At 41.2% G+C, this 11,685-nt stretch carries 11 protein-coding genes; 2 read left to right on the plus strand and 9 right to left on the minus strand.

Annotation, left to right across the window (positions count from 1 at the left end):
* Positions 1–34 precede the first annotated feature (34 nt).
* The 8 genes from leuD to ilvE form a co-directional block, all read right to left on the minus strand.
* Positions 35–625 carry a 3-isopropylmalate dehydratase small subunit gene (leuD, locus tag N784_RS07790; RefSeq protein ID WP_036833884.1) on the minus strand — a complete coding sequence of 197 codons (591 nt, stop codon included), beginning with the start codon at positions 623–625 and terminating at the stop codon, positions 35–37.
* Between the two features lie 20 nt (positions 626–645).
* Positions 646–2,061: a 3-isopropylmalate dehydratase large subunit gene (gene leuC, locus N784_RS07795; RefSeq protein ID WP_036833885.1), complete on the minus strand. Its 1,416-nt coding sequence runs from the start codon at positions 2,059–2,061 to the stop codon at positions 646–648.
* 48 nt (positions 2,062–2,109) lie between these two features.
* On the minus strand, positions 2,110–3,216 hold the full coding sequence (gene leuB, locus N784_RS07800; protein ID WP_036833886.1) for a 3-isopropylmalate dehydrogenase: 1,107 nt from the start codon (positions 3,214–3,216) through the stop codon (positions 2,110–2,112).
* 14 nt (positions 3,217–3,230) lie between these two features.
* A complete protein-coding gene (locus N784_RS07805; RefSeq protein WP_036833887.1) occupies positions 3,231–4,775 on the minus strand; it encodes a 2-isopropylmalate synthase in 1,545 nt (514 codons plus the stop codon).
* Positions 4,762–5,799, minus strand: a complete 1,038-nt coding sequence (ilvC, locus tag N784_RS07810; protein WP_036833889.1) for a ketol-acid reductoisomerase — start codon at positions 5,797–5,799, stop codon at positions 4,762–4,764. Before ilvC ends, N784_RS07805 begins: the two co-directional genes overlap by 14 nt.
* A gap of 21 nt (positions 5,800–5,820) precedes the next feature.
* The gene (gene ilvN, locus N784_RS07815) at positions 5,821–6,342 is read right to left on the minus strand and encodes an acetolactate synthase small subunit (RefSeq protein ID WP_036833891.1); all 522 of its coding nucleotides are present in this window, start codon (positions 6,340–6,342) and stop codon (positions 5,821–5,823) included.
* Positions 6,339–8,069, minus strand: coding sequence for a biosynthetic-type acetolactate synthase large subunit (ilvB, locus tag N784_RS07820; protein WP_036833893.1), 1,731 nt, complete (start codon positions 8,067–8,069; stop codon positions 6,339–6,341). The genes ilvN and ilvB overlap by 4 nt, the downstream gene beginning before the upstream one ends.
* 457 nt (positions 8,070–8,526) lie before the next feature.
* A complete protein-coding gene (ilvE, locus tag N784_RS07825; protein WP_036833895.1) occupies positions 8,527–9,432 on the minus strand; it encodes a branched-chain-amino-acid transaminase in 906 nt (301 codons plus the stop codon).
* A gap of 374 nt (positions 9,433–9,806) precedes the next feature.
* Here ilvE and N784_RS07830 point away from each other — a divergent pair, with 374 nt between their 5' ends.
* Together N784_RS07830 and N784_RS07835 are read left to right on the plus strand one after the other, a co-directional pair.
* Entirely contained in the window at positions 9,807–10,226 is a 420-nt protein-coding gene (locus tag N784_RS07830; RefSeq protein ID WP_036833896.1) for an Hsp20/alpha crystallin family protein, read from the plus strand.
* A 238-nt stretch (positions 10,227–10,464) separates the two neighbouring features.
* Positions 10,465–11,070 (plus strand): biotin transporter BioY, encoded by a 606-nt coding sequence (locus N784_RS07835; protein ID WP_036833898.1) that lies wholly within the window; start codon positions 10,465–10,467, stop codon positions 11,068–11,070.
* Positions 11,071–11,126: 56 nt separating this feature from the next.
* Here N784_RS07835 and N784_RS07840 read toward each other — a convergent pair.
* Positions 11,127–11,685, minus strand: a 559-nt coding sequence (locus N784_RS07840; RefSeq protein WP_036833902.1) for a SpaA isopeptide-forming pilin-related protein, incomplete at its 5' end; no start/stop codon positions are given.

An 11,685-nucleotide genomic window follows, 5' to 3' on the forward strand; every position in this document is an offset into this window, starting at 1 on the left:
AATTTTCGTTCCAGTTAAGCAATTCCCAATGTCTTCACACTCCTAGCGTTTGGTTTTCATAACTTGTTATTTTGTCTTCATATGTTAATGTAACGGCAATCTCGTCCCAGCCGTTCATGAGCATTTGCTTATGATAGTCGTTTACTTCAAAGGAAATGCGCCAATCATCATCGTCATATAGTCGTTGGGTAGCTAAGTCCACGTGTAATTGGTACGTCGTTTGCTCTGCTTGCTGCATGATGTGTTCTACTTGTTCTGCTGGCAATTGAATAGGTAGAATGCCGTTTTTTACACAATTATTGTAAAAAATATCAGCAAAGCTTGAGGCAATGATAACTTTAAATCCGTAATCTTCGATAGCCCACGGTGCATGTTCTCGTGAAGAACCACAGCCGAAGTTATCACCGGCTACTAAGATAGATGCCCCTATATATTTATCGTTGTGTAAGTTAAAGGAATCTTTCTTGCTACCATCTTGATGAAAACGCCAGTTGTAAAATAGAAATTGCCCGAATCCTTTGCGCTCGATTCGTTTGAGAAATTGTTTCGGTATAATTTGGTCTGTATCAACGTTCGTTCGATTAAGTGGATAGACTTTGCCTGTATGGTGTCGAATCGCTTCCATATGAATAAAACCTCCTTTGATTAAACAGGTTGCTTGACGAAATGACGGACATCAATGAAACGCCCCTCTACTGCTGCCGCTGCTGCCATTTCTGGACTTACTAAATGGGTGCGGGCATCTGTTCCTTGGCGCCCTTCAAAGTTCCGGTTAGATGTAGAAGCGCAACGTCCACCTGGCGGGATGATATCATCGTTCATTGCAAGGCACATGCTGCAACCAGCTTCTCTCCATTCAAAGCCTGCTTCTTTAAAGATTTGATCAAGACCTTCTGATTCTGCTTGTAATTTCACTGATAATGACCCTGGAACGATTATGGCAGAAACAGAAGGGTGTACTTGTTTGCCTTCAATGATTTTGGCTGCTTTTTGTAAATCAGAGAGTCGTGAGTTCGTGCAAGATCCGATAAAGACGTGATCAATGTCAATCGAAGTAATTGCTTGGTTCGGTTGCAGGTCCATGTATGCTAACGCGTGTTGGATTTCTTGTTGTTCATTTTGGTTTAGTGCTTGCTTTGGATCTGGAACATGGGCACTTATTGGTAAACACATGGCTGGATTAGTACCCCATGTCACTTGCGGTTCAATTTCTGAAGCGTCGATTTCAACTGTTGCGTCGTATTTCGCTCCTTCATCTGTTGCAAGGGATTTCCACTTTCTAACGGCAGACTCAAAGCATTCACCTTGAGGGGCATGTCGTTTCCCTCTTAAGTAGGCAAAAGTGGTTTCATCAGGGCTAATTAAGCCAGCACGCGCTCCTGCCTCAATCGACATATTGCACACCGTCATTCTTTCTTCCATGGAAAGGGAGCGGATCGCATCACCTGTATATTCAATCACATAACCAGTTCCAAAACGTACGCCGTATTTCCCGATTATAGCTAGTATTAAATCCTTTGCTGTTACGCCCACTGGTAAATTTCCATTAACTTGGACGTTTAATGTTTTTGGTTTCGCTTGCCATAACGTTTGCGTAGATAAAACGTGTTCCACTTCACTTGTACCAATGCCGAATGCTAATGCACCAAACGCCCCGTGTGTCGATGTATGACTATCACCACACACAATCGTTTTACCAGGCTGCGTAAGACCTAATTCAGGACCAATGACGTGAACGATGCCTTGGTCAGGGTGGTTAATGTCTGCTAATTCAATCCCAAATTGTTGGCAATTTTCTTGTAAAGTTTCCATTTGCTTCTTGGATACTTCATCTCTCACTTCTTGCCGGTTTTTCGTCGGTACGTTATGATCCATCGTAGCAAAGGTTAGTTCAGGACGGCGCACAAAGCGATTTTTGCTACGTAGCGCTTCAAAAGCTTGTGGTGATGTAACCTCATGAACAAGGTGCAAATCAATATAGATAAGGTCAGGTTTCCCGTGTTCTTCCGTAACGACATGATTATGCCAAATTTTTTCGACAATCGTTTTTGGTTGGCTCATTTGCTTACTCCTTTCAATCTGTTAAAGGGGGGAGGGGATTCCTCCCATTTAGGCGTAACATCTCATAATGCTTCTCGTTGCATCTTTAGAGGTAACGTGTTCAATTACGTGTTGCGTCATTTGTTTTGTGTTGACAATAGTACCACCTGTAACGTTTAAATCAGCTGTGTGATAACCATCAGCTAGCACTTGTCGTACTGCTTCTTCAATAACGTTCGCTTCCTCTTCCATATCAAATGAATGGCGAAGCATCATTGCGGAAGATAGAATCATTGCAAGAGGGTTAGCGACACCTTTTCCAGTAATATCAGGTGCTGAGCCGTGTACTGGTTCATAAAGCCCGAGTCCATCTGCTCTTGTACTTGCAGAAGGAAGCATGCCAAGGGATCCAGTTAGGACAGAGGCTTCATCACTTAGAATATCTCCAAACATGTTCTCGGTAACGATGACGTCAAATTGTGTAGGGTTCGTAATTAGCTTCATCGCTGCTGCATCAACGAGTTCGTGTGTTACGATTACGTCAGGATACTCGGTCTTCTTTTGTTCAACGACTTCCCGCCATAGTTTACTAGATTCTAGTACGTTCGCTTTATCAACAGAAGTAAGATGCTTCCGGCGTCGCCTTGCGCTTTGAAAAGCAGTATCTACAATTCGTTCTATTTCGTCGCGCTCATAATACAACGTATCAACAACAGATTTATCGTTCTGGCTTCTTTCACTTGGTGTTCCGAAATATAGTCCGCTCGTCAGCTCACGAATAATAAGCAAGTCACTACCTTCTATTACTTCTCGTTTCAGCGGGGAGGCGTGAAGCAATTGAGGGAAGCCTTTTATTGGGCGTAGGTTTGCAAATAAGCCTAACGCTTTGCGAATACCTAGCAGTCCTTTTTCAGGGCGGAGATGGGAAGGGTTATGGTCCCATTTCGGCCCACCAACAGCGCCTAACAAAATAGCATCCGCTTCTTGACATGCTTGGAGCGTATCGTGGGGGAGGGGAGTGCCGTGTTGATCAATAGCACAACCTCCAATATCGTGCGTATGGAATGTAAATGAATGGTTGAATCGTTCTGTTACAGCCTCAAGCACTTGTTTAGCAGATTGAACGACTTCATGACCAATTCCGTCACCAGGGAGCAATATGATTTGTTTTTTCATGTTATTTTCCTCCTTTACATTTGGGCGTGTTGTTTTTGTTTAAGATTTGGTTGCATGAACACTCGATTCACGCTATTAATAAAAGCATGTGCGGATGCTTCTAACACGTCTTGAGCTGATCCACGACCGTTCATGGTGTAGCCGTTTACTTTTAGACGTATGTGTACTTCTGCGAGAGCATCTCGTCCGGCACCGACGGAGTTAATGCGATAATCTTCAAGTTGTATGTCTTCATGCATTAAAGCTTCGAGTGTATTGTAAATCGCTTCTACACTTCCTTTTCCGGTACCAGCCATTTCAAGGTATTCACCGTTAGGGTTTTTCATCGCAATAGTTGCTGTTGGGATATTTGTTGAACCGTATTGTACTTGAAAGGATTGTAAAGTATATTTCGGTGCACGAGTCGAAACGGTTTGTACATCTGTCAATAGCGTAAACAAATCTTCATCAGTAATTTCTTTCTTACAATCTGTTAAGCTTTTGAACGCTTGGAATGCTTCTGTTAATTTTTCTTCTGAAAGGGTGTAGCCAAGTGATTGTACATGATTAGAGAATGCGTGTTTACCAGAATGTTTACCTAGTACAAGATCGCTTTCATGAATGCCAACCATTTCAGGAGTGATAATTTCATAGGTGGACGCGTTTTTAAGCATTCCATCTTGATGTATGCCTGATTCATGGGCAAATGCGTTCTTCCCAATAACGGCTTTATTCGCTGGCACGACCATCCCGGTTAGTTTACTTACAAGGTCACTCGTCCGTTTAATCTCATTTAGAACAAGGTTCGTATGATAAGGATAGACGTTGTTGCGGATTGTAAGGGCTACTGCAATTTCTTCTAAACTAGCATTACCAGCCCGTTCGCCGATGCCGTTAATCGTACCTTCTATTTGCGTGGCACCATTTTCGATAGCGGCGATCGTATTAGCAACCGCCATGCCTAAATCATCATGACAATGGGCGGACAAGGATACTTGATGGATGTTCGGCACGTTTTCCTTCATATAACGGAATAGAGCTCCATATTCTGCTGGAGTCGTGTAGCCGACCGTATCAGGTAAATTAATGACTGTTGCACCAGCGTCAATGACCTTTTCGGTAATTTCTGCAAGAAAGGCTAAATCGGATCGCGAAGCATCTTCAGCAGAAAATTCAATTTGTTGAAATTTTTCCTTTGCGTAAGCGACCATGTCACAAGCTGTTTCGATTACTTTCTCCGGAGACATTTGTAATTTGTGTTGCATATGAATAGGGGAAGTGGCGAGAAAGATATGCAAACGTGGCTCTTTTGCATATTGTAATGCTTCCCATGCACAATCAATATCGGATTTTTTGGCTCGTGCTAATCCTGTTACGGATGCGTTTTGAATCGTTTTTGCGATGGCTTTTACTGATTCAAACTCGCTTTGGGAAGAAGCAGGGAATCCTGCCTCCATCCGGTCTACACCAAAGCGCTCCAATTGTTTCGCAATCTCGATTTTCTCCAATTGATTCAAGTTCACCCCTGGCGACTGTTCACCATCACGAAGTGTCGTGTCAAAGACTTTAATGCGTGCCACCTGGGACCACTTCCTTTTCAGATTTTGCTTTCTCTGATTCCTGAACGAACGGCATTAGTTGGCGAAGTTCCCTACCTACTTGTTCAATAGGATGCTTGCTTTCTTGGGCGTTAATAGCTGTAAATTCTGGACGATTTGCTTGGTTTTCAAGAATCCATCCTTTCGCAAATGTACCTGATTGAATGTCGGCAAGCACTTCTTTCATTCGCTCTTTCGTACTTGCATCAACAATGCGCTTACCAGATACGAAATCTCCCCATTGAGCAGTATCTGAGATGGAATAACGCATATTCTCTAGTCCACCTTCATACATCAAATCGACGATAAGTTTTAGCTCGTGTAAACATTCAAAGTAAGCTACTTCTGGTTGATAACCCGCCTCTGTTAATGTTTCAAATCCAGCTTTGACAAGGCTAGAAAGTCCACCGCATAGAACAGCTTGCTCTCCAAAAAGGTCTGTTTCAGTTTCTTCTTGAAAGGACGTCTCAAGCACTCCAGCACGACCAGATCCGATCCCTTTAGCGTAGGCTTTCGCGATAGATGCGGCTTCGCCTGTATAGTCTTTAAATACCCCGTAAAGTGCTGGAACTCCAGCGCCTTCTGTAAAAGTGCGTCGTACTAGGTGTCCAGGTCCTTTAGGTGCTACGAGGAAAACGTCCACATCTTGCGGGGGTACCACTTGATTGAAATGTACGTTAAATCCATGAGCAAAAGCTAATGCATTACCAGGTTCTAGATTCGGTTTGATTTCATGTTGATACACGCTAGGTTGATGCTCATCTGGCAGAAGCACCATCACAACATCAGCGTGAGCTACTGCTTCTGCCACACTTTTTACTGTCATGCCATCTTGCTCTGCTTTACTCCAAGATTTCCCTGCACGTACACCAACAACGACATCATAACCACTTTCTTTTAAATTTTGAGCATGTGCATGACCTTGAGAACCATAGCCGATAACTGCGATTCTCTTTTGTTTTAATACCTCATCTTGAATATCGTTGTGATAAAGAACGTTTGCCATTTTCCATCATCCTTTCGATTATTATTGAATTAAAGAATAGTGGTGAAACTCTGTTACTTGAGGCTGTTGTCCTCGTTGGAAAGCTGTTAACCCGGTTCGAGCAATTTCTTTAATGCCATATGGTTTAAGCAATTCAATAATGGCTTCTATCTTTTCGGATTTTCCTGTTGCTTGAACGGTAATACTATCTTTACTGACGTCGATAATATGAGCGCGAAATGGTTCAATAATTCCGTTTAATTCTGCGCGTTGTTGCGAATTACAACCTATCTTCACAAGCACAAGTTCTCTCGCAACAATGGCTTTATCGGTAATGTCTGAAACCTTTAACACGTCGACTTGCTTATGAAGCTGCTTCGTTAATTGTTCGAGTTTACGATGATCTTCTACTTCCACAACAAACGTCATCTTTGATATGCCTTCCGTTTCGGTTCGACCGACAGAGATACTTTCAATGTTGAACTGGCGACGCTGAAGTAAGCCAGTAATTCGATTTAAAACACCACTTCGATTTTGTACCGTAGCAGTTATAATTCGTCTCATGGTTTCACCCCAATCATTTCATGTATTCCTTTGCCTGGGGCAATCATCGGGTAAACATTTTCTTGTTGCAGTACGCGACAATCCAACACGTAAGGATGATCATCTGCAAAAACATCTGGCAAAACGTTTTCTAAATGCTGTTGCGTATCGATACGGATTGCTTTTACATTGTAGCTTTCGGACAATTTAACAAAATTAGGTTGTGTGTGTAATAAGGATTCAGAATAGCGCTTGTTATAAAACGTTTCTTGCCATTGTCGCACCATTCCGAGTGCTTCATTATTGACGATAATCACTTTGATCGGGTACCTTTTTTCTTGAAGTAGGGAAAGCTCTTGCATCGTCATTTGAAAGCCACCATCTCCGACAATGGCTACAACGCGTTTGTTTGGGTTCGCGATATAGGCGCCGATAGCAGCAGGGAAGCCAAAGCCCATAGTTCCAAGTCCACCTGATGTGACCCAACGATTCGGTTGACTAAATGTGAAATATTGGGCTGCCCACATTTGATGTTGGCCAACGTCTGTTGTAATGATAGCGTCCCCTTTTGTAATGGTTTGAATTTGTTTCATTAACCATTGGGGAATCAACTTTTCTTTTGGTTTGTTGTACCAAAGTGGGTATTCTTGTTTGTATTGTTGTAACTGTCGAAGCCAGTCTCCATGATGCTGGGCGTTGACTTCTTGATTTTCAAATGCTTTTAACACTTCTTTGGCATCTGCCACGATGGGAATGTGTGTATTGATGTTTTTTCCAATTTCAGCTGGATCAATATCAACATGTGCAACGGTAGCATTCGGTGCAAAGTGTTCAATTTTCCCAGTTAAGCGGTCATCGAAGCGTGAGCCAATGTTGATGAGAAAGTCACATTCATGCAGCGCCATATTTGCTGCATAAGTTCCGTGCATGCCAGCCATTCCTAGAAATAACTCATCATCTCCTGGGTAACTTCCAAGACCAAGCAATGTATTCGTAACAGGGATACCGTGCTTCTTCGCGAATGATTGTAATAGATCGGAAGCTTGCGCATGAATGACTCCTGCTCCACTTAATAGCACTGGTTTTTTAGCTTCTTTTAATGCTTCTTTTAGCTTTTTTATTTGTAGTGGATTCGGTTTTAAGTTTGGTTGATAACCAGGCAAATAAAAGGTTGATTTGTAGTTATCCTCACAAGGTGCGGAAGAAATGTTCTTCGGTATATCAACTAACACAGGACCAGGCCGACCGGTTGAAGCAATGTGAAAGGCTTCTCTAACGATGCGCGGTAAATCCTCAATGGATCGAACTTGATAATTGTGCTTTGTAATCGCGGTCGTAATGCCCATTACATCTGCTTCTTGAAAAGCATCTGTTCCAATGACGGTTGTGGCTACTTGGCCTGTAAAAATAACGAGCGGTAAAGAATCCATCATCGCATCTGTTATCCCGGTAACTAAGTTCGTAGCGCCTGGACCAGATGTGGCAAGGACAACACCTGGCTTACCAGATACACGAGCGTATCCTTCTGCTGCATGAATCGCTCCTTGTTCATGGCGCGTTAAAATGTGTTCAAACGCCTTTTCGGATCGATAAATGGCATCATAAATTGGTAAGACAGCGCCACCTGGATATCCAAACAGAGTATCGACATTTTCTTGTACCAATGCTTCCACAAATAGGTCAGCACCGGTTTTTTTGTGGGACTGCTCTGCATCTTGAATAGCGTCCGCCTTTGTTTCTACCTTCAACTCAAACCCTCCAATTCTTTTTTCGTAAAGTGTATAGTTTTCGTTCCACAATGGTCGAAACGTACCAATCAATAATTAATAAATTGAAAAATCAGACTTTTGTAAAGGGAAATCGCCGAAAAAAATACCAAGATTTCTCTCCCTTATAAAACCACTCCACAAAGAGAAGCGGTTGAATAGGGGCGAGAAAGTCTTGGCTTTTCGCGGTACCACCCTAGTTTATAGCATTCATTCGAATACTACCTTATGAGACGGCCCACGAAAAGAGATGGGGTCTCTTTTGATAACAGGTGTTTAGTGACACCTGGCTAGGCCTACTAAACGAATCGTTCAGCCTAACACTCAGGGATGATGTCGGATTAAGGTGTATTTCCGGGCTTCCAGCAACCCCGGCTCTCTGTGAATACAGTATCTTAAACCTTTACTCCCGTCATAGAGTTCAAATATTGACGTTGTTCTAGCTCACTTCAGCGCCACGTTTTTCTGGATAACATTGCACGCCATCTTTCGTTACTAAATTACGGAATGAATCAAGTAATTCGTTCGTTACAGCTCCAGGTTTCCCATCGCCTATGGTTCGCTGGTCTACTTCAACTGCCGCAATGACTTCTGCTGCTGTTCCTGTTAAAAATACTTCATCTGCCACATAAACATCATGACGAGTAAATGGCTGTTCTTTCACTTCGAAACCATGGTCTTTCGCTAAATCGATAATCGCGTTGCGGGTGATTCCTTCTAATGCTCCTAGGTAAACAGGAGGTGTATAAATGACGCCATTTTTCACTATGAAGATATTGTCCGCCGATCCTTCGGTTACATATCCTTGATCGTTTAACATTAATGCTTCGTCGACACCAGCTTGATTGGCTTCTAGCTTTACCAAAATATTATTTAAATAGTTAAGTGATTTAACTTGTGGGCTTAACACATCCGGTCGATTTCGTCGTGTGGAAACAGAACCGAGCTTTAAACCACGTTCATATAGTTCTTGTGGATAGAGAGCGAGTGCTTCAGCAATCACGACAACGCGTGGCTTTGAGCAGCTTGCAGGATCTAAGCCAAGATTGCCAGCTCCTCTAGAAACAATAACCCGAATATAAGCATTATCCAATTGATTGTGCTGAATCGTATCAACAATAATTTGCTGCATTTCCTCCTTTGTGTGTGGGATGTGTAGCATAATTGATTGTGCAGATTCATACATGCGGGTAAGGTGTTGATCTAATCGAAATACATTCCCACTATATGCTCGAATGCCTTCAAACACCCCATCGCCATATAGAAAGCCATGATCATATACAGATACAACAGCTTCATCTTTCGTTACAAACTGGCCGTTTAAATAAATCCATTGACTACTCATACATGCACTCCTTTCTTCCTCATTTATCTTCCTCGTTTATACTTAATTAAAATAGGGGCCCTTGAAGGATTAAAAAGGGCCGAAATCAAATTGTTGCAAATGAATGTATGGTAGGTGTTTGCATTCATTTGTTTGATTGAGAACTATCATAAGCCCCTTTTGGAAAACGGTCAATAGGATATTATTTATTTTTTCAGATAATTAAGAAAATGAATCCCTTTAGGAAACGCTTACATACGCGAGATGACTACATATTGCTCTCATTAAAGAAAAAAAAGAAAAAAAGTAAGGGCATTAGGCTATGTACCCAAACAATGAAATGACCCATGACATACATTGAGGATAAGTCAACAACATGAGAGGAGAGAGGATTAATGTCAACACATGATTCAAAGAAAAATCGAAGTTTGTTTGATGATTTATTTGATGTAACGAGAGGAAACTCTATCTTTCGAGCTATGGATCAATTATTTGCGGATGCGTTTAGCGATGGTATTCAATTGAAACAATATGAAACGAAAACAGATTATGTAATTGAGACAGCTTTACCAGGCGTATCGAAAGAAGAAATTCATTTAGAACTAGTAGAAGACTCACTCAGAATGATGATTGACCACCACGAAAAAGCATCGAATGATACGACAGGACAAACGAAGGAAATGAGATCGTTTCGAGAAAGAACGATTTCTTTACCGGCAAATATATCGAAGCGAGAAATGCGTGCTACGTATCAAGATGGGGTGTTAAGCATTACATTTCCAAAACGAAGAGGGAAGAGAATTGAAATAGAGTAAATAAATTATTCTTATAAATCATTTGTTTAGCACTGTCATATGTGCTAAACGTATTTTTAAATTAGGGACAAGCCTTCAGGGAAATATGGAAAAGAGAAGGTTATTATTCAACAAAAATAGTAATCTTCTTATTAAAAAACGAATGATGCAGAAAGAGGATCAAATATGTTACAATAAAAACAAATTGTTAACTATAAAATTATAGGTTAACATTAAAGTGAAAGAGGGGGAAATGAGCATGAACAAGAGAATATCAGCGTTAGATATTACGTTAGGAGGGATGTTTGTTGCGTTAATGGCAGTAGGGGCTAATATTACTGCGATTGCTCCATTTATGGAAATAGGTGGAGTGCCGATAACATTGCAAACGTTTTTTGCTATATTAGCTGGTTTACTTTTAGGAAGTAGATTAGGGGCATTTACATTGACAGTATATATGGCTTTAGGATTAGCAGGAGCACGTATTTTTGCTCAATTTAGTGGGGGACCGTCACAACTAATTTCCCCTACATTTGGATTTATTCTATCATTTATTTTAGTAGCCTATGTAGTAGGGAAGATAGTTGAACGGAAACGTACATTACCGATGTATATTGTTGCCGCATTAACGGGGCTTGTAATTAATTATGTGTTTGGAACGAATTGGCTGTATATGGCTTATATATTTTGGTTTGAGGCGCCGGGAAACTTTTCTTATTCTGTGGCATGGGCTTGGATGTTAGTCCCTCTACCTAAGGATATAGTATTATCCATTATTGCAGCTGTATTTGGATATCGGTTAGAGAAAAGCTTTGTAGCAAATAGCTCCTTTCGTAAACAATCATCCTCACAAAAATCAGCGTAATGTAATATAGAATGTAGAAAAGACACCAAAATTTTGGTGTCTTTTCATGTCTGCAATTAATCTATTCGACGTTTGGAGAAGTAAAATAAGCCAAATCCAATAACGAGAATAATGGAACCTAGCAACAACCAGTTAAACATATTGGTTGCGGTATTAGGTAATTCTGTATTCGGATTTGATTGATTGTTGTTTTCATAATCATTGTCGTGATGATCATCGTTGGAATCTGTAATTGTTGATTCAGAATCTTGATCATCAGATGGATTTTCTACTTCGTCTGTTCCTATTTTGTTTTCAAATGTCAGCGAAAGCGCTTCTGACATACCCTTATCAATCGTAAATTCGATAGGTGTGTTATCTAGTTCATAACCGAACGGAGCTTTTGTTTCAACGAAAGCGTACTGACCAGGCTTAAGGTCTGCCTTGATAAGTCCGTCTTCATCGGTAGTAAGCCCTTCGTGAACGATGTTGCCTTTTTCATTTACAATGTTGAACACAGCACCTTCAAGTGTCATTTCGTTGTTGTCTGCATCAACTTTGGTAAGCGCTACTTGGGCAGTGGAAATCATGTTTTCCGCAGTTAAAGTTACTGTTTCTTGTTGCCCTTTATCAATC

Source organism: Pontibacillus litoralis JSM 072002, from assembly GCF_000775615.1.
Lineage (GTDB): Bacteria > Bacillota > Bacilli > Bacillales > BH030062 > Pontibacillus > Pontibacillus litoralis.